At 63.1% G+C, this 23,766-nt stretch carries 23 protein-coding genes and 1 riboswitch; of the genes, 9 read left to right on the plus strand and 14 right to left on the minus strand.

Going from position 1 to position 23,766, the window contains the following annotated elements; genetic code table 11:
* The first annotated feature begins 49 nt into the window (after nucleotides 1–49).
* The 5 genes from LB519_RS00595 (at nucleotide 50) to LB519_RS00615 (ending at nucleotide 5,248) form a co-directional block, all read left to right on the plus strand.
* Nucleotides 50–1,216, plus strand: a complete 1,167-nt coding sequence (locus tag LB519_RS00595; RefSeq protein ID WP_224618306.1) for a diphosphate--fructose-6-phosphate 1-phosphotransferase — start codon at nucleotides 50–52, stop codon at nucleotides 1,214–1,216.
* A 53-nt stretch (nucleotides 1,217–1,269) separates the two neighbouring features.
* A complete protein-coding gene (locus LB519_RS00600; protein WP_224618308.1) occupies nucleotides 1,270–1,989 on the plus strand; it encodes an MBL fold metallo-hydrolase in 720 nt (239 codons plus the stop codon).
* 235 nt (nucleotides 1,990–2,224) lie between these two features.
* Complete coding sequence (locus LB519_RS00605) at nucleotides 2,225–3,745, plus strand: DegQ family serine endoprotease (protein ID WP_064992876.1); 1,521 nt, start codon at nucleotides 2,225–2,227, stop codon at nucleotides 3,743–3,745.
* A 148-nt stretch (nucleotides 3,746–3,893) separates the two neighbouring features.
* The gene (locus LB519_RS00610) at nucleotides 3,894–4,505 is read left to right on the plus strand and encodes a sulfite oxidase-like oxidoreductase (protein WP_224618310.1); all 612 of its coding nucleotides are present in this window, start codon (nucleotides 3,894–3,896) and stop codon (nucleotides 4,503–4,505) included.
* Entirely contained in the window at nucleotides 4,502–5,248 is a 747-nt protein-coding gene (locus LB519_RS00615) for an FAD-binding oxidoreductase (protein ID WP_013528277.1), read from the plus strand. The genes LB519_RS00610 and LB519_RS00615 overlap by 4 nt, the downstream gene beginning before the upstream one ends.
* Before the next feature lie 40 nt (nucleotides 5,249–5,288).
* Here LB519_RS00615 and LB519_RS00620 read toward each other — a convergent pair whose 3' ends face one another.
* From LB519_RS00620 to LB519_RS00655, 8 genes are all read right to left on the minus strand, one after another.
* Nucleotides 5,289–6,764, minus strand: coding sequence for a nucleotidyltransferase family protein (locus LB519_RS00620; protein WP_027160997.1), 1,476 nt, complete (start codon nucleotides 6,762–6,764; stop codon nucleotides 5,289–5,291).
* A complete protein-coding gene (locus LB519_RS00625; RefSeq protein ID WP_224618312.1) occupies nucleotides 6,761–7,438 on the minus strand; it encodes a glycosyltransferase family 2 protein in 678 nt (225 codons plus the stop codon). Before LB519_RS00625 ends, LB519_RS00620 begins: the two co-directional genes overlap by 4 nt.
* Nucleotides 7,438–8,190 carry a glycosyltransferase family 2 protein gene (locus LB519_RS00630; RefSeq protein ID WP_063169807.1) on the minus strand — a complete coding sequence of 251 codons (753 nt, stop codon included), beginning with the start codon at nucleotides 8,188–8,190 and terminating at the stop codon, nucleotides 7,438–7,440. The genes LB519_RS00625 and LB519_RS00630 overlap by 1 nt, the downstream gene beginning before the upstream one ends.
* Nucleotides 8,191–8,245: 55 nt before the next feature.
* The gene (locus LB519_RS00635) at nucleotides 8,246–8,998 is read right to left on the minus strand and encodes a glycosyltransferase family 2 protein (protein WP_224618314.1); all 753 of its coding nucleotides are present in this window, start codon (nucleotides 8,996–8,998) and stop codon (nucleotides 8,246–8,248) included.
* Nucleotides 8,995–10,044 carry a hypothetical protein gene (locus LB519_RS00640; protein ID WP_024501956.1) on the minus strand — a complete coding sequence of 350 codons (1,050 nt, stop codon included), beginning with the start codon at nucleotides 10,042–10,044 and terminating at the stop codon, nucleotides 8,995–8,997. Before LB519_RS00640 ends, LB519_RS00635 begins: the two co-directional genes overlap by 4 nt.
* Nucleotides 10,045–10,092: 48 nt before the next feature.
* Nucleotides 10,093–10,524, minus strand: a complete 432-nt coding sequence (locus tag LB519_RS00645; protein WP_224618322.1) for a PqqD family protein — start codon at nucleotides 10,522–10,524, stop codon at nucleotides 10,093–10,095.
* Nucleotides 10,525–10,693: 169 nt separating this feature from the next.
* The gene (locus tag LB519_RS00650; protein ID WP_013528270.1) at nucleotides 10,694–11,794 is read right to left on the minus strand and encodes a hybrid-cluster NAD(P)-dependent oxidoreductase; all 1,101 of its coding nucleotides are present in this window, start codon (nucleotides 11,792–11,794) and stop codon (nucleotides 10,694–10,696) included.
* 24 nt (nucleotides 11,795–11,818) lie between these two features.
* Complete coding sequence (locus tag LB519_RS00655) at nucleotides 11,819–13,066, minus strand: aromatic ring-hydroxylating oxygenase subunit alpha (protein WP_063169810.1); 1,248 nt, start codon at nucleotides 13,064–13,066, stop codon at nucleotides 11,819–11,821.
* Nucleotides 13,067–13,180: 114 nt separating this feature from the next.
* A riboswitch (cobalamin riboswitch) is annotated at nucleotides 13,181–13,383 on the minus strand.
* Between the two features lie 510 nt (nucleotides 13,384–13,893).
* Here LB519_RS00655 and LB519_RS00660 point away from each other — a divergent pair.
* From LB519_RS00660 to LB519_RS00670, 3 genes are all read left to right on the plus strand, one after another.
* Nucleotides 13,894–14,091 carry a DUF680 domain-containing protein gene (locus tag LB519_RS00660; RefSeq protein ID WP_013528268.1) on the plus strand — a complete coding sequence of 66 codons (198 nt, stop codon included), beginning with the start codon at nucleotides 13,894–13,896 and terminating at the stop codon, nucleotides 14,089–14,091.
* A 79-nt stretch (nucleotides 14,092–14,170) separates the two neighbouring features.
* Nucleotides 14,171–14,371: a DUF680 domain-containing protein gene (locus tag LB519_RS00665; protein ID WP_027039901.1), complete on the plus strand. Its 201-nt coding sequence runs from the start codon at nucleotides 14,171–14,173 to the stop codon at nucleotides 14,369–14,371.
* 69 nt (nucleotides 14,372–14,440) lie between these two features.
* The gene (locus LB519_RS00670) at nucleotides 14,441–14,686 is read left to right on the plus strand and encodes a DUF680 domain-containing protein (RefSeq protein WP_013528266.1); all 246 of its coding nucleotides are present in this window, start codon (nucleotides 14,441–14,443) and stop codon (nucleotides 14,684–14,686) included.
* Between the two features lie 78 nt (nucleotides 14,687–14,764).
* On the opposite strand, the gene LB519_RS00675 is transcribed toward LB519_RS00670, so the two are convergent.
* The 5 genes from LB519_RS00675 to LB519_RS00695 all read right to left on the minus strand — a co-directional run bounded on the left by LB519_RS00675 (nucleotide 14,765) and on the right by LB519_RS00695 (nucleotide 21,324).
* Nucleotides 14,765–15,877 carry an ABC transporter ATP-binding protein gene (locus LB519_RS00675; protein WP_224618324.1) on the minus strand — a complete coding sequence of 371 codons (1,113 nt, stop codon included), beginning with the start codon at nucleotides 15,875–15,877 and terminating at the stop codon, nucleotides 14,765–14,767.
* Between the two features lie 24 nt (nucleotides 15,878–15,901).
* Nucleotides 15,902–17,566: an alpha-glucosidase gene (locus tag LB519_RS00680; RefSeq protein WP_224618325.1), complete on the minus strand. Its 1,665-nt coding sequence runs from the start codon at nucleotides 17,564–17,566 to the stop codon at nucleotides 15,902–15,904.
* 4 nt (nucleotides 17,567–17,570) lie between these two features.
* A complete protein-coding gene (locus LB519_RS00685; RefSeq protein ID WP_063171027.1) occupies nucleotides 17,571–18,725 on the minus strand; it encodes a carbohydrate ABC transporter permease in 1,155 nt (384 codons plus the stop codon).
* A gap of 1 nt (nucleotide 18,726) precedes the next feature.
* On the minus strand, nucleotides 18,727–19,740 hold the full coding sequence (locus LB519_RS00690) for a carbohydrate ABC transporter permease (protein WP_224618326.1): 1,014 nt from the start codon (nucleotides 19,738–19,740) through the stop codon (nucleotides 18,727–18,729).
* A 228-nt stretch (nucleotides 19,741–19,968) separates the two neighbouring features.
* A complete protein-coding gene (locus tag LB519_RS00695; protein WP_013528261.1) occupies nucleotides 19,969–21,324 on the minus strand; it encodes an ABC transporter substrate-binding protein in 1,356 nt (451 codons plus the stop codon).
* A gap of 361 nt (nucleotides 21,325–21,685) precedes the next feature.
* On the opposite strand from LB519_RS00695, the gene LB519_RS00700 reads away from it, so the two are divergent.
* Nucleotides 21,686–22,708, plus strand: a complete 1,023-nt coding sequence (locus LB519_RS00700) for a LacI family DNA-binding transcriptional regulator (protein ID WP_224618329.1) — start codon at nucleotides 21,686–21,688, stop codon at nucleotides 22,706–22,708.
* Nucleotides 22,709–22,827: 119 nt separating this feature from the next.
* Here the strand turns inward: LB519_RS00700 and LB519_RS00705 are convergent, their stop codons facing one another.
* A complete protein-coding gene (locus tag LB519_RS00705) occupies nucleotides 22,828–23,736 on the minus strand; it encodes a LysR family transcriptional regulator (protein ID WP_224618331.1) in 909 nt (302 codons plus the stop codon).
* Between the last annotated feature and the right edge of the window lie 30 nt (nucleotides 23,737–23,766).

Here is a 23,766-nt window from a genome sequence, read left to right on the forward strand (position 1 = left end):
AAGACAGGCCAAGGTGCCTTGAAAACCATCGCGCCGGGAGAAATCAAGCATGGCTGGAACGTTTGTCATCGCGCAGGGCGGCGGCCCAACCGCCGTCATCAACCAGACGGTTGTCGGGGCGACGCTGGAGATCCGCAAGCGGCATCCCGGTGCCAAGGTGCTGGGCTCGATCCATGGCGTGCGCGGCATCCGTGACGGCAATTATGTCGACCTTTCCGCCATTCCGGAAGACCGCCTGCGGCTGATTGCCGGCACGCCGAGCGCCGCCCTCGGCTCGACGCGCGACAAGCCCGACGCCGCCTATTGCGATGTCATCCTCGACGGCCTGAAGAAGGCCGGCGGCGACGCCTTCATCTATATCGGCGGCAACGACACGTCGGGTACCCAGCAGATCCTGACCGACGCCGCCGGCGGCTCAATTGCCTTTGTTCATGCGCCAAAAACCATCGACAATGATCTCGAGGAAAACGACCACACGCCGGGCTTTATTTCGGCGGCCGAGTTCGTCGCCGGCGCCTTCCTGTCCGTCGATCTCGATTTTCGCGCGCTGCCCGGCATCTATGTCGGCATCGTCATGGGCCGGCATGCGGGCTTCCTGACCGCGGCTGCCGCTGCCTGGCAGCTCGACCCCGACAGCGGCCCTCATCTCGTCTACGTGCCCGAGCGGCCGTTCTCGGCCGCTGGCTTCATCGACGACGTGCGTGCCACGCTCGATCGCCACAAGCGCTGCATCGTCGCCGTTTCGGAAGGCGTCAGCACCGCCGACGGCAAGGCATTGGTCGAAAGCCTGGTGCCGCCGGACAAGCTTGAGCGCGACGCGCATGGCAACGTCAAGCTGTCGGGCAGCGATCTGCCGGCCGCACTCGAGCGCGCGTTGGCGGAAGGCCTGCCGGGCAAACGTGCCCGCGTCGACGCGCTCGGCTACATGCCGCGCGGCTATATCGGCGCTATCAGCGCGGTCGACGCGCAGGAGGCTTTCGATGCCGGCGCTTTCGCCGTCACCGTCGCCGAACAGGGCGGCGGCTCGGTGGCGCTGCAATATGACGGCACCAGAACGGTGCTGAAGAAAGTGCCGCTCAAGAACGTCGCCGGCAAGACCCGCCACATGCCGGACGATTTCATGAAGCCCGACGTCAATCAGCTGTCGGATGCCGGCATGGCCTATCTCAAGCGGCTGGTGCCGGAAAAGTACAGGGTCGGGAAGCCCTTCGTCTGATGCCGGGCTCACACCTGATGCCCGGCTCACTTCGTATGCCGGACTCACACTTGATGCCGGGCTGGTTCAGCAGGAGCGTGGTCGACGACAAGACGACGATGCTGACCGAGCCCTTCGTGCATGCCTATGTTCGGGCCAATATCTGGCATCTGCACGGTCGCGATGCCGACCTGCTCGTCGACACCGGCATGGGCATCTGTCCGCTGGCGCCGCAGATCGAGACGCCGCAGGGCAAGCCGTTGCTGGTCGTTGCTACCCACGTCCATCTCGACCACGTCGGCTCGCTGCATGAATTCCCGTTGCGGGCCGGGCCAAGAATGAGCGCGGCTCGGTTCGAGACCATGGATGAGGCCGCGACCTACGCCTACATGTTCCACGACCTCGAGGGTGCCGTCTCGAAACTGCCGGCGCCCGGATGGAAGTCGGCCGACTACAGGATCCCGCCCGCGCCGTTGACGCGAACCCTGGACGAGGGCGATGTCGTCGATCTTGGTGACCGGCAATTTCGCGTGCTGCATTTGCCGGGCCATTCACCGGATTCGATCGCGCTGTTCGACGAGGCCGACGGACTGTTCTTCAGCGGCGATGCCATCTACGACGCCATGCTGATAGACGACCTGCCGGATTCCGACCGGGCCGCCTATATCAGTACGATGCGGCGCCTGCTCGACCTGCCGATCCGTATCGGTCATGGAGGACACGGACCGAGCTTCGACGGCAAGCGCATGCGCGAGATTGCTACGGCCTATCTCGGACGAACCGCCGGTGGCTAAGGCTCCAGCGAGGTGACCCGACGACTTTGTGACCCTGCCGCCGTGCGGATATTAAATCTTCGTAAGGTCGCCCGAAAACCCTAAATCGGGCCAATCCGCGCCCTAGATGCAAGGCCGTCGATCCGGTTGGCTGCCATGTAGGCGAGACGGGCAATTGCAACCTCGACACGCCGATGACCGATTTCCCGCATGGGAGGCCACGGCGCTGGATCAACTCTCGCCCGGACAAACGACCATGTCAGATATCCTTCGTAGGCATCGCGTCGCGGCCTTGCTGGGCGCTGCGCTGATCATATCCCCCTTCGTCATGTCTTTCGCCCAAAGCGCGGGCAACACCGTTCCGACCACCCAGACACCTGTTGCCGGCATCACTGCGCCCAATGGCTCGTTCGCACCCATCGTTGCCGCCGACAAGCCGGCGGTGGTGACGGTCACCACCGTCATGAAGGCACAGCCTGAAACGATGAGCGATGCCTCTCCTTTCGACGGCGGCTCGCCTTTCGACGACTATTTCCGCCAGTTCTTCGGTGACCAGGGCATGCCGACGCCCAAGACGCCGCCGCAACAGCAACCGCAGCGCGCCGAGGCGCTGGGTTCCGGCTTCATCGTCGCCTCCGACGGCACCATCGTCACCAACAATCACGTCATCGATGGGGCCTCTTCGATCAAGGTGACGCTCGACGACGGCACCGAACTTCCGGCCAAGCTCATCGGCCGCGATGCCAAGAACGATCTCGCCGTGCTGAAGATCAAGTCGGACAAACCCCTGCCGACCGTCAAATGGGGCGATTCCGACAAGCTTATGCCAGGCGACCAGGTGCTGGCCTTCGGCAACCCGTTCGGCATCGGCACCACCGTCACGGCAGGTATCGTCTCGGCGCGCGGCCGTGACCTGCATAGCGGCCCGTTCGACGATTTCATCCAGATCGACGCGCCGATCAACCACGGCAATTCCGGCGGTCCGCTGGTGGATGTCGCGGGCAATGTCGTCGGCATCAACACGGCGATCTATTCGCCCAATGGCGGCAGCGTCGGCGTCGGCTTTGCCATTCCGTCGGACCAGGCCCAGAAGGTGGTGGCCAAGCTGATGAAGGGCGGCTCCATCCAGTACGGCTATCTCGGCGTTCAGATCCAGGAGGTGACACCGGATGTCGCGAGCGCCATCGGGCTCGACCATCCCGGCGGCGCGCTGGTTTCAGAGGTCAATGACGGCTCGCCGGCGGCCAAGGCCGGCATCGAGACGGGTGACGTCATCACCAGCTTTGCCGGGCAGGAGGTAAAGGACCCCAAGGACCTGTCGCGGGCGGTCGCCGATGTCGCGCCGGGCGCCACGGAAACGGTCGATGTCTGGCGCAAAGGCAAGCCGATGCGGATTTCCGTCGATGTCGGCCAGAACAGCGCCGATGCGAAGACCGCGTCGCTGGATGACGGGTCCGACACGCCCAGTGCCGGGCGCGCTCCGGCGATAGGGCTCGGCTTGATGGATATAACGCCCGACATTCGCCAGCAGATGAACCTAGCCGGCAAGCAGCACGGCGCGGTGGTTGCCAGCGTCAATCCCGACAAAGCCGCCGCCGCTTCCGGAATACAGGCCGGCGACATCATCGTTGCCGTCAATCAGGTGCCGGTTAAGAACGCCAGGCAGGTAACCCAGGCAATCGCGCAAGCCGGCAAGTCTGGCCGCAAGTCGGTGCTGTTGCTGGTCGAGCGTGGCGACGCTCAGATCTACATCGCGGTGCCTTTTGCCAATGGCTGAGTAATGGCCTTGACGTGAACGGGACCGGCAGGGTTCGTCGGCGACGATCCCCTCCGGCCTCCGCCCGTCAAGATTTTGGTTGCCCGCCACGACATCTTCGAGAACATTGCATCAGGCTGATGTCGGCCCGATGCAGGAGATTGCCGCGATGGTCACCCGAGGTTTCTCTTCAGGACGGCGCCCGCCAACCGATGACGATGCCCGCATCCCGCCCGGCCAACATCTTGAACAGGGTTTTCCGGTGCTGTCGGCCGGTCCGACGCCGCGCGTGCGCACCGAGGATTGGTCTTTCACGCTGAAACATGGGCCACGCCCGATCAAGAAATGGAATTGGGCCGAGTTCAACGCGCTGCCGTTGACCAAGATGACGCGCGATATCCATTGCGTGACCGCATGGACCAAGTTCGACACGCCGTGGCAGGGCGTGTTGGTCGACGATATCCTTGCCGACGCGGGTGTGGAGCCGCCGACCGGCTTCACGCTGGCGCACGCGTTCGACGGTTACACCACCAATGTGCCGGTCAAGGATCTCACCGCCGGCAAGGCCATGGTCGCGCTGCTCTACGAAGGCAAGCCGATCACACCGGATCATGGCGGCCCGGCAAGGCTGCTGGTGCCGCATCTCTATTTCTGGAAGTCGGCCAAATGGCTGAACGGCCTGCAATTCACCTCGCGCGACGAGCCCGGTTTCTGGGAATTGCGCGGCTACCATATCTATGGCGACCCATGGCGCGAGCAACGCTACACGAACGATCCATGAGCGATACGGCGGCAGTGCAGTCGCCCTGGCAAACAGCCGGCATCGTCCGCATAGAAAAGCGCACGCCGCGTGTCACCAGCTTCTTTTTTCAGCCGTCTCGGCCCTTCGCCTATCGCGCCGGGCAGCATGTCGACGTCAGGCTGACGGCGCCGGACGGCTATCAGGCGCGCCGCTCCTATTCCATCGCCTCCGCGCCCGAAACGAATGGCGCAATCGAACTGGCGATCGAAAAACTCGACGATGGCGAGGTTTCGCCCTTCTTCCACGAAGTCGCGGCAATTGGCGACGAAATCGAACTGCGCGGGCCGCTTGGCGGGCATTTCGTCTGGCCGAAGGATGAGAGTGGGCCGCTTGTGATGGTCGGCGGCGGTTCGGGCGTCGTGCCCTTGATGTCGATGATCCGCCACCGCGCCGCACGGAATTCAGCGGTGCCCGTCGTCCTGGTCTTTTCGGTCCGGGTTTGGGACGAAGTGATCTTTCGTGACGAGCTGATCGCCCTCGACGAGCGTCAGGACGGCTTCGAGCTGGTGCTGACACTGACCCGCGAAGCCGCACGCCGCCCGGCCGACTATGCGCGGCGGGTGGACGTCGCGATGATGGCGCAAGCCATGGCGCGGCTGCCCGAGCCGCCCGGTCTCGCCTTCGTCTGCGGCTCCAATGCCTTCGTTTCCGCGGCAGCCCAGGCGCTGATCGATGCCGGCGTTGCAGCCGAAATTATCCGCACCGAACGCTACGGAGTTTGAGCGGACGCCGCCTTGCGAGAAAGGTTCGTCGGATTCGCCTTCAGCCGATCGGCAAGAAACCCGCCGACAGCAACTGGAAAGGCAAGGCGCCATAGGCGGCCACCGTGGCCGCGTCGTTCCACTCGCGAAACTGTCGCGATGGTCGCGCCTCGAGCGTCAAGGCAACTCGCGCGCCGTCGAGCGTCACCTTGCCGCGAAAATGCAGCACGCGTTCCCTGCCGGATCGGCTGATAGCCACGGCACGCAGGCGAGCGATATGCTCGCCACCGTCATTGATCTCCATTTCGATGCGGCGCCGGACCGGCGGAACGCCGATCCTGACGGTGATGTCGAGCATCATGTCGCCGGTCGTTTGCGGACAGGCGATGGCCTGCGAAAACACCAGAGGCGCCGATGCGGCTTGCGGCTTGCCCGCGGCCGGTCTCCCGCGCCAGGGTTTGGCGGGCGGCTCCTGCTGCAACCGGCCCTTCTTCCGCTTCAGGCGCAACTGCTTGGCAAGGCCGCGCGACAGCCAGACCAGGCCGCCGAAATCCGTGCGCGGCTTGGCTTGCAGAACCGACGACCAACGCGACAGGCCAGCCCGGTCGGCCATCTCGAAGATTCTGGCCATTGTCCGTTCCGGCACCGGAATGCCGATCTCGAACGCCAGATAGGATAACGCCACCGCCGCTGGAACCGCCAGGCCGCGTCTTCCGACGATGTCGAGGAACATCCCCCAATCGACGTCTTCGGCATGGATGGCGACCGCGCAGTCGACAAGCCAGTCGCTGTGGGTGTGGGCGTCGAGGCCGCCATGGGCGATGGCCAGTGCCATGCGATCGGCCGGCGATGGCACGAAGACCGCGACGCCGCTGAATTGTGCCGGGACCGCCCGTTGCCAGATCGCCAGGTCGTCTTCCGCGCTCGTCTGCGACCCATCATAGCCGAGCTGGTGCAGGTCGATGTCGCCGAAACGGCCCTTGAAGAAGTTCATCGACCGCAGCGACGCCAACCGGGTTCGCAGATATTGCGCGCTGACGCCCGAGGCGATCTGCCAGTCGCGGTCGCGCAAGATGTCGAAGACGGCAGCCATGTCGCGCGGGCGCACCAGTATGTCGATGTCATGCGCCACCCGACCACGCTGCGCCGACGCGTTCAACGCAATGCGGCTGGCGCCCTTGATCAGCATGATGTCGGCGCCGCCGTCGGCCATCGCCTTCAGCGCCGGCTCGGCCTCGCGCATCGCCATGCGCGACTTCGTCCACAGCATCTTCTGCAGGCCGACGAGGCGCGGGTGCGCGGTATGCCCGGCCAGTTTTCTGCCGAACCTGTCGGAGATGGCGGCGAGCAGACGATGTTCTCGAAACGAGACGAGGTCGATGTCGTTCTCGTCGAGCCAGCGCGCGGCGCAGGCAGCGGCTGCGTCCTCATCGGAGAGCAGCGCCGCCTTCAGCAACAGGTCCAACTGACCGGTGGGCCACGACCAGCCATAGTCCGGGAAGCGGCGGCTGATGCGGCGAACAGGCCTGGCGTTCAACTGGAGCCCGCCTTGTTCTGGGCCCGCCGCTGCATGGCGAGCCTTGCGACCTGGATATAGCCCCGGTCGCGTGCCGGATCGCGGCCGTAGGAAAGGCTGCCCGGACGGATGCGGCGCAATGCAAGCACGTCGTCGAGCATGGCAAGTACAAAGCCTGCCTCACGAACCCGGGCGATCCAGTCGATCATCTCGCCGCGACCGCCTGGTGGGTCGATGATGGGACCGACGCTCTGCACCACCTCCTGGCGGATCATCATCGTCGTGCGCGACCAGCCCGCTCCACTGGCCGCATCGGGCAAATCGGGGCTGTCGCCGCGAAACGTCCGCCAGTGCGTAAAGACGCCCGCTGTCCCGGGATGACGGCCGAGATAGGCCAGTTGCTGTTCGATCTTGTCCGGCAGCCACAAATCGTCGGCATCGAGCGTCGCGATGAGCGGCGTCGAGAGTGCCGCAATGCCACGGGTCGTTGCGCTGCCGGGTCCGGCATTGTCCTGTCGCAGCACCGTCACCGGCAGGTTCATCGCATCGATCACCGCGGCCGTATCGTCGGTCGAACCGTCATCGACCACGACGATGGCCTCCGTTTTTGCCGTCTGGGCCAGAACGGAGTTCAGGGCAGCGCCTATGGTGGCGGCCGCGTTGAAAGCCGGAATGACGACGCCGTAGCCTGCCATCAAAGGAACCGCCACTGCGCGAGATCCTTGAAGTCGAAGATCCCCTCCACCCGGCGCAAGCTGGGATCGGCCTTGCGACGCTTCATCGACTTGTGAATGGCGCGCATGAACTCGCGAAAGGGCACATCGGCTTCCTTGGTCATGTTGCCGGGATGACGCCTGTAATAGAGAGCCACCGTATCGGGCATAACGTATTTTGCCTGGCTCTCAAAGATACGCAACAGATAGTCGGTGTCCTCGGCCTGTTTGAAATCCTCGTCGAAACCACCGGTGCGCTCGATGAGGTCTCGCGCGAAGATCCCGGCGGACAGGTGGATTCCTCGCACGGTGATGGAGTGGCTGTCGGCGGCCGGTTCCAGTGTCTCGCCATCTATCTTGTCGACCAGCGTCATGCGCGAATAGGTCAGCTCGAGGCCAGGATCCTCTTCGAAGCAGGCGAGATCCGCCTTGAAGCGGCCTATCGGGGAGATGTCGTCCGAATCGAGAAACGACACCAGACGCGTCTGCGGCAGCAACTGCTTCAGCCCGGCATTGCGCGCCTTGGTGACCCCGCCATTGATCTGCTGGAAAAGACGAATGCATGGGGCCTCGTCGATCAACGACCGTACGACGGCTGCCGAGCCATCGGTCGACCCGTCGTCGATGACGATGATGTCGAGATCGATGTCTTCGCGCTGCCTGAGCAACGAGCGCAGCGCTAGGCCAACGAATTGTTCGCGATTGTAGACCGGCATGATGACGCTCAGCCTCATCGGCGTCTCCAGCAGCGTTGCGGGCTTGGCTGATCCGAGCCGATTGTGTCGAGCATCACGGCATCCGCCAATCGGCGGGACTCTTCAATTCGAAGATGCCCTGGACCTCTCGCCGTGACGGATCGGCCTTGCGCCGCCGCATCGACTTGTGGATTGCACGCAAGTGGTTGCGGACCCTGCCGCTATGTTCCTTGGTGACATTTCCGGCGTGGCGTCGGTAGTAGATCGCGACGGTGTTCGGCAATTCGTAGCGCGGACCGGTTTCGAAGACTCGCAACAGATAATCCGTGTCCTCGGACTGCTCAAAGTCCTCGTCGAAATGGCCGATGCGATCGACAAGCGTTCGACTGAAGAGAGCGGTGCTCAGCGAAATTCCGCGAAGCGTCATGGTACAGCAGTCCGCCTCCGGCTCGAGCTTCTCGTCGTCGATCCGGTCGACCAGCGTCATCAGCGAATAGGTTAGCTCAAGCCCGGAGGTAGCCTCGAAGCGGGCGAGATCGGCCTTGAACCGTCCGGCCAGCGAGATGTCGTCAGAATCCAGGAATGACACGAACTCCGCATCCGGCGGCAGGTGCCGCAGCCCGGCGTTGCGCGCCCTGGCCACGCCCATGTTCGATTGCTGGACCAGTCGGATGCAGGGGTTTTCGCGCATCATCGAGCGTACGGCCTCAGCAGAGCCGTCGGTCGAACCGTCGTCGATGACGATGATGTCGAGATCGGCGGCGTCCCGCTGCCGCACCAGCGAGCGCAATGCCGAAACGACATAGCGTTCACGGTTGTAGACGGGCATTATCACGCTCAGTTTCACGAAGCGCCCCGCACAAGAAAGTCCGCAATCGTGCCGGCTATCTCCTGTGGCTGCGTCCCCAGCGACAGACGATAGCACGGCAGCAGGCGGGTCAGGTCGCTGAAGAAGCGAAAGCCGCTTTCCCGCTCGCCTGGCATCTGCGCTATGCCGGACGGCGCCAAGGCAATCATGGCATCCCTGCGCGACACCGGCACGATCGAACTTGCCCCGCCTCCGCCGATATGTGGCACCACCAGCGCAACGATGTCCAGGGTTTCGGGCACCGGCCGAGGCGCGATGTCGTCAATGTGAAAAGCATGCTTGCCTTGCCAGTTGAGCGGACCGTGCGCCTTCAGCCGGTGCTTCAGCCCAAGTCGCGCGAATCCCTGGGGATCCTGCTTGAGTGTTGAAAACAGCGGGCGGGCAGTCACGCCGTTGGAGAGGTCGACCAGCACATAATCGTCGCCGACGCTGTCCAGCCCGTGGAGGAGGCCGGCGGCGACGGTCCCGGATTTCCCGGCGCCGCCCGCGCCGGCGAGCAGTACGCCCCTGCCTTTGGTGCCGAGCGTCCCCGCATGGGCCAGCCGCATGCCACGTGCCGCATATTCCCAATGGAGGAAGGGGCGCAGCGGCGCTCCCGGCTCCCAGGGTGGAAAGGCATCGGCCGAGGCCATCAATTGCACGCCAACGCGACGTTGCGGATCATAGAACTGCCAGAAATCCAGGTCGTGGAAATGGTTGCCGCGCAATCCGGCTTCCGCCAGCCTGGTGGCGAAGCCATGCTGCGTGAAGGGTCCTTGGCCCCATCTGGCCGGTGCCGCGATGCCGTCAATGCCGGGATGTGCGACGAAGATGCGGCAGATGTCGGCAGGCGCTCGGTTGTCCGGAGCCGTGACAAAGCCATGAGCGAAGGCATCCGCCAACGCGCCGGCACTCACATGAGCGGTCAACTCCAGATGCGGCAAGCCCACCTTGCAGGTCAGTGGATAATGCGCGGCGCTGCTCTGCGCTTGCGCCAGAACATGACGTGCGTAGTCAGTCAGGTTTTCGAGAGTGACGTTCGGCATGGTCTGCCTGTTCCGGAGCTGTCCGGCAACGAGAGCCTGGCGGGCGCCTCAGTTGGCCTGCTTCACTGCGGGCCAGCCGAGGGGCTCCTCGACCTCGTGGATGGGATCGACGACAATGAGGTCGGCAAGGTCGTCATGGATGTCGACCTTGAGGGGCTCGCCGGCAGCGGCGAGCTGAGCCAGCAATTCGCTGGGAACCGGTCTTGCCACGCCATCGGTTGCGGCCGCCAGCAAACCGAATTCGAGCAATTGTGAAACAAAGCCGTCAATCGCGGCGGCATCGAGGGCGCCAATTCCGGTCGCGGCGCCGACCAGTTCGGAGGCAGGCACGCCGGACGACAGTGCATCCCAAAGCCTGCTGCCTGAATCAGAGAAGCCGAAATATCTACCGGTGGTCAGGTCGAGAACGACGGCTTCGCCATCGAAGGATTCAAAGACGATATCCTTGCTGGCAATGGCATATACGCCGGATTGTCGCATGTTTGCTCCCCGCCGAAGCAGGCCGCGGAGATGATCTTCGGGCCCTACGGTCAACCCCACCGTTGCAGGCGTCTAACCATTTGCAGGGTTTTTGGCAAGATGGCGTAGGCCCGGGCGAGCGCAGCTGCAGGCCGCGCGGGCATGGACAGTCTCTGACCGTGCCTGCCGGTCACGCCTCGATTTCAAGCGCCGAAAGCGGCTTCGAGCAACAGGCGAGGATAAAGCCGTCCTCGATTTCGTGATCGAGGATGCCGCCATTGTGGCTCATCTCCACGTCGCCCGCGACCTTCCTCACCTTGCAGGTGCCGCACAGGCCGAACTCGCAGGCGGCGGGAATCCGCACCCCCGAGGCGCGTGCCGTCTGCAGCACGGTCTGGCCGGCGACGCATTCGGCATCGACATCGGAATGCGAGAACCGGATCGGTGTCACGGCCTCCACGGTGGCAGCGGCGCCGTCTTCCGCCGGCGGCGAGAACGGCGCCGGGATCTCCTCCACGGCAGGCGCGGCAAAGCTTTCCTGATGGTATTTCGCCATGTCGAAGCCGGCGGCGTCCAGCATGCCGCGCACGGCGCGCATGAAAGGATCGGGGCCGCAGCAGAAAATCTCGCGCTCACGGAAATCGGGCGCCAGCAATGGCAGCCGGATCGCGTCGATGCGGCCCATATGGCCGAACCAGCCCTCGCGGCTCGACCGCTCCTCGATCATGAAGCCGAGCGACAGCCCAGGCATGCGGCTGCCGAGCAGTTCGAGCTCCTTGCGGAAAATGATCTCTTCCGGGCGGCGCGCGCAGTTGACGAAGCCGACATCGGTCCATGGCGCGCAGTCGTTCAGCCAGCGCAGCATCGACATCATCGGCGTCACGCCGGAACCGGCCGAAATGAACAGGTATTTGGCGGCCGGGTGGCTGTGCAGCGAGAAGTCGCCGGTCGGCCCATAGGCCTTGACGTGCGAACCGGGCGTCAGATGGTCGAACATCCAGCGCGTACCGGTGCTGCCCGCCTGCGCCTTGACCGTCACCGCGATCGAGAACGGCCGCGACGGCGAGGACGACAGCGTGTAGGTGCGCATCAGCGGCCCGTCCGATGTCGGCAGTTCCAGAGTCACGAACTGCCCCGGTTTGTAGCGGAACCAGGTCTGGTTGTCGGAGCGGAAGGTGAAGGTCTTCACGTCAGGCGCTTCGTCGCTGACGCCGATCACTTCCAGCACCTGCAGCCTGTCGTTCCAGGGCGTCATCTGGTCGAGATGGCGATAGAGGCCAAGGTCCGTCATCGCATTCATCCTCTTGTCCCTGGGCTAGGCGACGCTGCGCAGGGCCGGCCGGCCGCCTTCGGCAAGGCGCGGCCCGATGAACGACGCGTACCACTCGACGAACTGGATCACGCCGCCCTCATGCAGCTCCGAATAGGGGCCTGGTTCATAGGCCGGCGACAGGATGCCGAAGGCGTTTTCCTCGACGATGCGGCGGTCCTGGTCGTTGGTCTCGGTCCAGACATGGGTGAGCTCAGCGAGGTCGTAGTCGACGCCTTCGACCGCATCCTTGTGGACGAGCCATTTCGTGGTCACCGCGGTTTCCGTGGCACTGATCGGCAGCACGCGGAAGGTAACGGCGTGGTCGCCGAGGATATGGTTCCAGGTCGTCGGATAGTGATAGAGCAGCAAGGAGCCGATGCGGTCGGTTGAAACGCTGTCGGACAGGTTCTTCTGGACCGCCCGTTTTCCCGTCATGGTGTAGCTGACGGCATCGCGCAGCAGCGGCGCGCGGGTGGCGCGGTACTGCCCTGCCGGATCGATGCGGAATTTGCTCGGCAAGCCTGATGCCTCGCATCTGGCCCAGTGTGCGACCATTTCAGGGTCGCTGTCGGCGCCATGGACGCCGGTTATGGTTGGAGCCTCGGGGAAGGTCTTGCACAACTCGGGATGATTGGCGGCGCAGTGGTAGCACTCGCGGTTGTTTTCCCAGACCAGCTTCCAGTTGCCCTTCTCGACGATCGTGCTCTCGAAGGCGATCTTTGCTTCACGCAGCCGGTGCGGCAAAAGATAGGGTTCGATCATCGCCCGCATCGGCGCGAAATCTGCCGGTTCCTTGGCCAGGCAGATGAAGATGTAGCCGCCGACGCTCTCGCAAGCGACCGGCTTCAGGCCGAAATCACTCTTGTCGAAACCGTCGGCCATCTGGCGGGCAAACAGCAGGCGGCCGTCCAGCTCGTAGGTCCACTGATGATACGGGCAGACGAGCTTTGCCGCGGTACCCTTCTCCGTGTTGCACACGCGGCTGCCGCGATGGCGGCAGGAATTGTGGAAGGCGTTGATCTTGCCGTGCTGGTCGCGGACAAGGACGACCGGATAATCGCCGACCTGCACGGTGATGTAGCTGCCCGGCTTCGGCAGTTCGCAATCATGGCCGATGAACAGCCAGTCGCGATACCAGATCAGCTCCATGTCGAGCTTGAAGTAGTCCGGATCGGTGTAGAAGGGCTGCTCCAGCGAAAAGCCTTGCCGGCGCCCCTTCAGGAGCCTCAGCATGTCGTTGCGGATATCCATGTCCTGTCCTCGTTCCTAAGGACTGAACTGGTGGTGACGGAGGAAGGATTGAAACACAGGCCGGCTGTGTGCCGGACATGCGCTATCCACCTCTTGACCGCCCACCGCGATCAGTCGAGTCTAAAAATCTCGGGCTGGTTTCCGGGCTCTGGAGTTGTCCTTGCGGACCATCGCGACACCTTCCCAGGCGGTTGCCCAGTGGTCTCCCGTTGCGACTTGAACTCCACCACCGTTGCGGGGGCAGCGCCGGATTCTGACCGGCTTCCCAATTCTCCGCCTCGTCGTCACGAAGCGGCACCTGAGATGGTATGATCTAACCACGATCGCGGGCGCGGCGGCGGCATGAAAACGACATCGTATCCATGCGGCGCGACACGGCATGCGAAACGCTACTGCAGATCGTCGCGGGCCAAGATCCCACCTCCCGGGCGGCCATTTGCCGGCTGCGATCTTCCCGAATCCGACCCTTCGCGGGGGTCAAAAAAGGTTAACGGTTTCGAAAAGTGACTATTAGCTTGCCCTAAAATCGAACCGAACGGTTCGTTTCTGTTGACGGTGCGTGCAGGACGGTGTGAACGCTGGGCCTCTGAAACAGTCAGTGATCCATCAAGTGTCTATACCTAACACACTGATATGAAGAAGAAAAATGCATCCCTAGATTCCGTTGGCACAATTTCAAGGTGTGGATTCATGGTCCACACGGAACAACTTCGTGATTGGAAAAGACGACCTTGCCCTCCCACATCGGGGCTGTCCGAACGACGCGATTTCATTTCCAAGACACGCCGCTAGACGGACGGAAAAAAGACGATACTGGAGTACCAAAAATGAAAAAGATCATTCTCACTGCCGCAGCCCTTCTGGCCATTTCCGGCAGCGCCTTCGCTGGTAGCGACCACTACGGTTCCAACGCCGCGGCAGCCACTGCTGTCGACAGCTCGTACACCGCTTCGACCAAGAAGTCGGAACCGGCTGCTCAGGCGCCTGCCCAGGGTGCTGACCGCAACCTCTTCGGCAACAACTAACAGCCGATTCCCAGTTTCCCGGTCGACGGCGGGCTCGCTCGCCGCCCTGGCGAAATTCAGACATTCAGGAGTATTCAAGATGAACAAGATCCTCATTGCTGCCGCCGCCGTTCTGGCCATCACCGGCAGCGCTTTCGCGGGCAGCGACAACTACGGTTCGAACGGCTCCAACCAACCTGCCGCCGCTGTGGACCAGTCGTACACGGCTTCCACCAAGACCTCGGAACCGGCTGCCCAGACGCCCGCTCAGGGCAGCGACCGTAACCTCTTCGGTCGCTAACAACCAATTTCGCAACCGACGGCAGCTGTGTCTGCCGTCCTGGCGAAATCCAGAATTCAGGAGACTAAAATGAACAAGATCCTTATTGCTGCCGCCGCCGTTCTGGCCATCACCGGCAGTGCCTTCGCCGGCAGCGACAACTTTGGCTCCAATGGTGCCAATCAGCCTGCCGCCACGACTTCGGTCGACAGCACGCGCACCTCTTCGGTACGCAACACCGGTTCGCCGGTTTACAAGCTGCTGAACTCGTCGGGTGACACCACCCAGAAGTCTGCTCCGCAAGGTGCCGACCGCAACCTCTTCGGCAACAACTAACAACCGAAGTCGATCTCCAAGTCAAAGAGCGGCGGGCCCGGCCCGCCGCTCTTTTTGTGCCTGACACGGTAATTGCGGTTAAGCCGCCTTTGCTTCCACTTCATGCAACGCGAAAGAACGTCCATCCGCGTCGAAGATATGCAGGTCCTCGCCATTGGCGCTCAGCCGCAATGTCGAGCCGCGCTTGACCTCGACATTGCCGGGCAGCTTGGTCACCAGCGGCAGATCGGCGCGGCCGATGTCGACATAGACAAGCTGCACCTCGCCGAGTTGCTCGACATAGTCGACCGTCCCCTCGAACAGATAGTCCGCGCCGCTGGCGATGATCAGGTCCTCCGGCCGCACGCCAAAGCTCACCGCAGCGCCCTTTGCCGAAGCCGGCGTCGCAATCGGCACGGTCGCCTTGCGTCCGCCGACATGGCTGACGACGGTCGGGTTTCCGGTCTTTTCGATGGTCGCCGGCAGGATGTTCATGGCCGGCGAGCCGATGAACTGGGCAACGAACAGATTGCCGGGCTTCTTGTAGAGGTCCATCGGCGTGCCGACCTGCTCGATATGGCCGTCCTTGAGCACCACGATGCGGTCGGCCAGCGTCATCGCCTCGACCTGGTCGTGGGTAACGTAGATCATGGTCGTGTTGGGCATCGATTCCTTGAGCTTGGCGATCTCAATGCGGGTGGCGACGCGCAGCGCGGCGTCGAGGTTCGAAAGCGGCTCGTCGAACAGGAACACCTTCGGATTGCGCACGATGGCGCGGCCGATGGCGACGCGCTGGCGCTGGCCACCCGACATCGCCTTGGGCAGCCGGTCGAGATATTTGGTCAGCTGCAGGATCTCGGCGGCCTGGCGCACGCGGCGGTCGATCTCGGCCTTGTCCTCTTTGCCGATCTTCATCGAGAACGCCATGTTGTCGTAGACGGTCATGTGCGGGTACAGCGCGTAGGACTGGAACACCATGGCGATGCCCCGCTTCGACGGCGGCACGTCGTTCACCACTTCGCCGGCTATTCTGAGTTCGCCGGAGGTGATTTCCTCGAGCCCGGCGATCGACCTCAGCAATGTCGACTTGCCGCAGCCCGACGGGCCGACGAAGACGATGAACTCGCCCGACTTAATATCGAGGTCGATGCCGTGGAGAATGTTCAGATTGCCGTAGGACTTCTTCACTTGTCTTAGCGTGACATCGGCCATTGGTTTCCTCCAGTGATTGGAAATTCAGTCGAGACGCCCGAACCAGGCGCCGTAGCCACCAAGCTCGATGGAACTGCTGCTCGCCTGCCCCGAAAATCCGTGCCCGGGCAGAGGTTGCAGCGATCGGCCGCCAAGGTCAACCTTGGCCCGCCCGGCTCCCAGATTGAAGACGCAGACGATCTGCTCGTTGCCTGCGCGGCGCGTGAAGGCGACGGTATCTCCCTCACTTTCGATGAAGGTGATGTCGCCCTTGGCCAGCGCCGGATGGGCACGCCGGAAGCTGAGAAAGCGCCGGTAGTGCTCGAGCAGCGAAGCCTCGTCGCCCTGCTGGACATTGACCGCTTGCGCCAAATGCTTGGCCGGCACCGGCAGCCAGGGTTTTGCCTGGGAGAAGCCGCCATTCTTGGCGCCGCCGTCCCACACCATCGGTGTGCGGCAGCCGTCGCGGCCCTTGAATTCAGGCCAGAAGCGGATGCCGTAGGGATCCTGCAAATCCTCGAACCGAAGGTCGGCCTCGCCGAGCCCAAGTTCCTCACCCTGATAGATGCAGACCGAACCGCGCAAGGACATCAGCAGCGCCGAGATGACCTTCAGGTAGGCGGTCGGGTCGGGCTCATTGGCGGCCCAGCGCGAGGCCGGGCGCATTACATCGTGGTTGGAGAAGGCCCAGCACGACCAGCCATCGCTGGCGACCTTGCCGAAGGATTCCAGCACCGAGCGGACCTTGCCCGCGCTGATCTTTTCCGGCGCCAGGAAATCGAAGGAGTAGCACATGTGCACGCGCTTGCCGCCGGCGGTGTAGGCGGCCACCACTTCAAGCCCACGCTGCGAATCGCCGACCTCGCCGACCGCTGCCGTTGCCGGATATTCATCGAGCAGGGCACGGAACCGTTCGAGGAAGCCGAGATTCTCGGGCCGGCTCTTGTCGTAGAGATGGTCCTGGTAGTTGTAGGGGTTGACCGCCGGCGCGGTCTGGTCGTTGCGCTCTTCCGGCGGCAGCGGCGGGTTGTTTTCCAAGCCCTGGCTGTGGAAGTAGAAATTGATGGTGTCGAGCCGGAAACCATCGACGCCGCGCTCCAGCCAGAAGCGGGTGACGTCGAGCAACGCGTCCTGGACTTCGTGGTTGTGGAAGTTGAGGTCGGGCTGCTCGGCCAAGAAATTGTGCATGTAATATTGCTGGCGGCTGGTGTCCCATTGCCAGGCCGAGCCGCCGAAGATCGACAGCCAGTTGTTGGGCGGCGTGCCGTCCGGCCTGGCGTCTGCCCAGACGTACCAGTCGGCTTTCGGGTTGCTGCGGCTCGACCGGCTTTCCTTGAACCAGGGATGATTGTCGGCGGTGTGCGACAGCACCTCGTCGATCATCACCTTCAAGCCCAGCCTGTGTGCCTCGGCGGTCAGCGCGTCGAAGTCGGCCAACGTGCCGAACATCGGATCGACATCGCAGTAATCCGACACGTCATAGCCGAAATCCTTCATCGGCGACTTGAAGAACGGCGAAATCCAGATGGCGTCCGCACCGAGTGCCGCGATGTAGGGTAGCCGCCCGATGATGCCCTTAAGGTCACCGATGCCGTCGCCGTTCGAGTCCTGGTAGCTGCGCGGATAAATCTGGTAGATCACCGCGCCCCGCCACCAGTCGCGATCGATAGCGAGGTCAGGCTTCGAGCTGGCCTTCAAAGCGGATTGCATCGTCTCAGCCTCCTTTCACCGAGCCGGCAAGCAGCCCGCGGACAAAATAGCGCTGCAGCGAGAAGAACACGATCAGCGGCACGATGATGGTCACGAAAGCCGATGTCGTCAGAATCTCCCAGTCGCCGCCGCGTGAGCCCAACAGCGCGTTGAGCTTGGCGGTCAGCACGATCTGGTCTGCCTCCGTACCGAGGAAAACCATCGCCACCAGCAGATCGTTCCATACCCACAGGAATTGGAAGATGGCAAACGAAGCCAGCACCGGAAACGACAGCGGCAAGACGATCTTGACGAAGATCTCGAAATCGCTGGCGCCGTCGATGCGCGCCGATTCCATGATTTCGCGCGGCAGGCCGGCAATGTAGCTGCGCAGCAGGTAGATGGCGAAGGGCAGGCCGAAGCCGGTATGCGCCAGCCAGATGCCGAGATAGGTCTTCGACGGCATGCCGAAGAAAGCGCCGACGCCGTTGTAGAGTTTCAACAGCGGGATCAGCGACATCTGCAACGGCACCACCAGCAAGCCGATGATGACCGCGATCAGCAGCGCCCGGCCGGGAAACCGCATCCAGGCCAGCGCATAAGCGGCAAAGGCGGCGATCAGGATCGGGATGACGGTCGCCGGAATGGTGACGGTCAGGGAATTCATGAAAGACCGTCCGATGCCTTCGGAGAACAGCACGGTTTTGTAATTATCGGTGGTGAATTTCGGCGGCGCCGACGAAGCATAATAGACGCGCTGGCCGCGATCGCCTTCGAACGCTTTCGGGGACTGCATGACGAAGCTGCCGTCGGCATTGAGCTGCAAGGTCACGCCGTCGCCGAGATCGGCTGTGGTGCCGGCGGGATACTGCGTCGGTGCCGCCGATTTGACCCCGAAGGCGCTGATGTCGCGCTTGGCGCCGTCGCCGAAGATATTGCCCTCGAGCACGAACTTGCCGTCCTTCTCGACTTGCGCCGAGGCGGGCGGCAGCCGGCCGGCTTCCGTCTGTGTGGAACTGGCGAACGAGTTCCACCATCCCGAGGCGATGATCTGGTTCTTGTCGCGCAGCGATGAAACCAGGATGCCAAGGGTCGGTATGGTCCAGATCGCGACGAAGATGAGCACGGCGATGTGGACGCCGAAGCGGCTGGCGAAGGAATTTCCGGTCGCGACGGCCATCTCAATGTCCTCCCGTCTCTTTGTTCGCCTGGCGGATGTTCCAGACCATGATCGGAATGACCGCAATCATGATGATGATGGCGATGGTGGCGCCGCGGCCGAAATCGCCGCCGCCGCGGAACATCCAGTCGAACATCAGATTGGCCAGCACCTGGCTGTTCCACTGGCCGTTGGTCATGGTCAGCACGATGTCGAATACTTTGAGCACCAGAATGGTGATCGTGGTCCAGACCACGGCGATGGTGCCCCAGATCTGCGGCACCATGATCTTCCAGAAGATCTGGAACGGATTGGCGCCGTCAATGACGGCGGCTTCCAGCGTTTCCTCGGGGATGCCGCGCAGGGCGGAAGACAGGATGACCATGGCAAAGCCGGTCTGGATCCAGATCAGGATGATCATCAGGAAGAAATTGTTCCAGAACGGCAGCGATATCCAGACCTGCGGCTGGCCGCCGAAATGCTGGATGATGGCGTTGAGGATGCCGATCTGCGTCTGGCCCTCGCCCCGATACTCGTAGATGAATTTCCAGATCACGCTGGCGCCGACGAAGGAGATCGCCAATGGCAGGAAGATCAGGCTCTTGGCGATCGTGCCCCACCAGATCTTGTCCGTAAGCACGGCGATGATCAGCCCGAGGAAGGTGCAGGCGGCCGGCACCACCGCCAGCCAGATGATGTTGTTGAGGATCGAGTTGCGGAACTCGCGGTCGCCGAACGCCCATTCATAGTTCGCCAGGCCGACGAAACTGATGCCGCCGCGATCGAGGAACGACAGCCGCAGCGTCTCGACCACCGGATAGATCAGATAGATGGTCAGGATGACCATCGCCGGACCGACGAACAGCCATGGGCGGACCAGCCCTTGCCGGCGCAGATTGTCGATGGCCGCGGCACCTGCGACGCCGCGTGACGGGAATATCAGGTCGACCAGTTTGTTGGCGCCCCAGAAATAGGCGACGCAACCGCCGACCCCGACGATGATGACGAAAATGGCCGAGAAAATCTGAGCCGCCATGGGTCCCTCTCCCCCTGCGCATGACCCGACAAGGAATGACCTTGGTGACGGGGACCAGGCGCCGATTCAGTTGTTTGGAGCGCGTCATCGGCGGCTTGCGCACATTGCCGATCGCGCTTCATGTCAATGCGCTCATGACGAAAGGCTGCGGCACGGACCGCCGTCGGATCCGGGCCGGTACGGTCCGGATCCAGTGCGAGAATGGTTGGTCGTCTACGTGCCAGCCGTCTACTTGATGGCGTCCCAGCTCTTCTGGATGTCGGTGGCGACGTCCTGTGCCGACTTGCCGCCGACCAGGTCGATCATGCCGGTCCAGAAGGCGCCGGCGCCGATCTTGCCCGGCATCAGGTCGGAACCGTCGAAGCGGAAAGTCGAGGCATTGGCTAGGATTTCGCCCTGTTTCTTCAGCGCGTCGCTGGCATAGGCATCCTTGTTGACCGACTTGAGCGGCGTCACGAAGCCGCCCTCGGCCATCCAGATCTCGTGGGCGAGCGGCATCTTCAGGAATTCGATGAACGCGCGCGCACTCTTGCTGTCCTTGGTGATCATCGCCAGCGTACCGGCGCCGAGCACGGGCGTGCCCAGTTCAGGCTTGGCGGCATAGGGCGGGAAGTAGAAGAAGTCCGCGTCCTGGCCGACCTTGGTGCCTTCCGGGAAGAAGGTCGGGATGAACGATGCCTGGTGGTGCAGGTAGCATTTCGGCGGCACCGAAAAGAGGCCCTTCGGGCTGTCGCGGAAGTCGGTCGCCGCAACCGCCTTGGCGCCGCCGTCGACCATCTTGTCGTCGGTCGCGATCTTGCCGAAAATGTCGATGGCATTGACCACCGCCGGATCGTTGAACGGGATCTCGTTCTTCACCCATTTGTCGTAGACCTCCGGAGGCTGGGTGCGCAGCATCAGGTCTTCGACCCAGTCGGTTGCCGGCCAGCCGGTGGCACCGCCGGAGCCGAGGCCGATGCACCACGGCTTGCCGCCATCGGCGATGATCTTCTTTTCGAGATCGGCGAGTTCTTCCTGGGTCTTCGGCACCTTGTAGCCGGCTTCCTCGAAATTATCCGGCGAGTACCAGACCAGCGACTTCACGTCGGCCTTGTAAGGGAAGGCGAAGAAGCCCGGCTTGCCGTCCTTGTCCTTGAAGGTGCCGAGATCGACCCATGACTGGCCGGCGCCGTAATTGTCCTTGACCCATTTGGCGGTGTCGTCACCGAGCGGCGTCAAAAGGCCCTTCGACGCCAGGTCCTGGATGAGGCCCGGCTGCGGCAGCACGGCGATGTTGGGCGGGCTGCCGGCCTGCGTGTCGATGACGATCTGCTGCTCGTAATTCTCCGAGGAGGAGTATTTGATCTCGACGCCGGTGGCTTCCGAGAAATAGTCGAGAACGCCGCGCACCAGGCCTTCGTCCTCGCCGCGCCACGGTCCGAAGATCGACAGCGTCTCACCCTTGAGGTCGACTTTCTTGAGCTCTTCGTAGTTCGCCCAGTTGAAGCGCTTGTCTTCGCCGGGCTTGAACTTCAGTTCGGCCTGCGCGGGCGCGTTCAGGGCGAACGTGGCAAACGCAGCACCCAGCAAAAGCATTTTCTTCATCGGTATTCCTCCCAGTGGGTCTCACACACCGGACGGAACCTCCATTCCGCCCGCCGACGCCGCAGGACTGTGACTCAGTCGGAAAGGAACCGCAACCTTTCGAAGAGTCTTCCAAAGCGCTTTGGCTTTTTCGATCACGCCATTGAATCGCGGGGAAGTCAAGAGGCTGGCGAATCAATCGATTTAGGTTCGCGCATTTGCGCCCTAAAAGTGCGTCGCAGCACGCTATTATGGCAGTGCAGCAGCAATTTTTGTTTCAAACATGCCCAAACCGCGTCTATGGTTGGGCTTCGTATGGCTCGGCCCCGATGGCACTTGGGTCGATTCAATTTAAAAGCGCTTTGAGGGAATGGAGACTTTCGTGAACCTCAAGCAGCTCGCCCACATGCTGGCACTTTCGCAAACCACGGTAAGCCGCGCGCTGAACGGCTATCCCGAGGTCAACGAGGAGACGCGCAGGCGTGTCATGGATGCCGCCAAGCGCCATGGCTATCGGCCCAACCCGAGCGCGCGCCGGCTGGCGACCGGCAAGACCGGCATGATCGGCTATGTCCTGCCGACCGGTGCGTCCGTCGACATCGATCCGCATTTCGTCGAGTTCCTGTCCGGCCTTGGCGACTATGCCCGCTCGCACGAGCTCGACCTTGTGCTGTCGCCGGCCGACGCCGACGACCAGGAGACGACCTACCGGCGCATCGTCGCCAACCGGCAGGTCGACGCTGTTTATATCTCCTCTCCAAGGCCCGCTGACCGGCGCGTGGCGCTGGTCAACACGCTCGGCATTCCCTTCATCGTCCATGGCCGCAGTGAGGGCTTCGATTTCGACTACGCCTTCACCGATATCGACAATGAGGGCGCCTTCCACGAAGCGGCCAGGCTGCTGATCCAGCTCGGTCATCGGCGGCTGGCGCTGATCAACGGTGACGACCGCGAGACCTTCGCCATCCATCGCGAACGCGGCGTGCGCCGGGCGCTCGCCGCGAGCGGACTGACATTGATCGAACGCCATGTCTGCTCGGTCGATATGACCGAGGAGAACGGCTATCGCGCCACCAGGCGTTTGCTGGAAGGGGACGATGCGCCGACGGCGATCGCCTGCTCCAGCCTGATCATGGCGCTGGGCGTCGTGCGTGCGGTGCGCGACCTCGGCTTGAGCATTCCGGGCGACGTCTCGCTGATCGCCCATGACGATGTCTTCCCCTGGCTGAGGCCGGAGAATTTCTCGGTGCCGCTGTCGACGACGCGTTCATCGATCCGTCTCGCCGGCGCCCGTGTCGCCGAGCGGCTGGCGGCACGGATTTCAGGACTGGAGGAGGGCGCGCGAGGCGAGGTCTGGCCGGTCGACCTGGTGGTGAGAGGGTCAGTCGCCGGTGCGCCGGCGTAGCTGGAGATCAAATCCATGTGCTCTGCGGGATCGAGTTGAGACGCGACACTCACGCCGCATCAATCTCGCCCGACGCCGGCAGTAGGGAGACCACCGCAAGGGGGCCGGATTCCGATATCTCACGCCGCGGATTTGAGGTGGTCGATGAAGGCGCGCAGCTTCGGCAGGACTTGGCGCTTGCCGGGATGATACAGGAAGACGCCCGGCGTCGTGGCGGCGATGCCGTCCAGCACCGGTTCCAGTTTACCTTCGGCTATCGGAGCTTCAGCGATTGGTCGAGGCGTCTGCGCCAGCCCGACGCTCCGCATCGCGGCCCCGAGCAATGTCGGATAATCGTGCGCTATCAGCGGGCCTGAGAGCATCGCCTCGATCGCCTCGTTGCCGTCGACGAAAGCCCAGGGCGCTATGGCGCCATTCGAACGGCGCAAGCGCAGGCAGGCGTGGTTGCGCAGATCATCGACGCGTTCGGGGCGGCCGTGGCGTTTGAGATAGTCAGGGCTGCCGACGACCACGAACGAAAACGATGGGGTTAGCCGCACCGCGACCATGTCGACCGCAATGAACTGGCCGAGACGGATGCCGGCATCGAACCCGCCGGCCGCGAGATCGACCATCTCGTCGCTCGCGGCGATCTCCAGTTCGATCTCGGGATAGGCCCGGCAGAACGACGCGATCATCGGCTCCAGGATCAACGGCACGACGGCGCGGGGCACGGACAGGCGCAGCAGACCGGTCGGCCGTTGGCCGATGTCACGCACGGCCTCGCCGGCCGCGACGAGTTCTTCGAAAGCAGGGCCGGCACGATCGAGGAACCGCTGGCCAGGCTCGGTCAAGCCGACGCTCCGTGTCGTGCGGACGAACAGCGCCGCACCCATGCGTGCCTCCAGCGCGCGCACCGCCTGGCTCACGGCGGACGGTGTCACGCCGAGTTGCGCTGCGGCGCGGCGGAAGTTGCGGTGCCTGGCGACAGCCAGGAACGCCTCGATGCCCTCCAGCGCACCATGTCGGACTGTGTAGTTCTGCTTCATAGGTTGTTGTTATTACGCCGGGTAGTCGAA

The sequence above is a fragment of the Mesorhizobium sp. AD1-1 genome (assembly GCF_020164655.1).
GTDB lineage: Bacteria > Pseudomonadota > Alphaproteobacteria > Rhizobiales > Rhizobiaceae > Mesorhizobium > Mesorhizobium ciceri.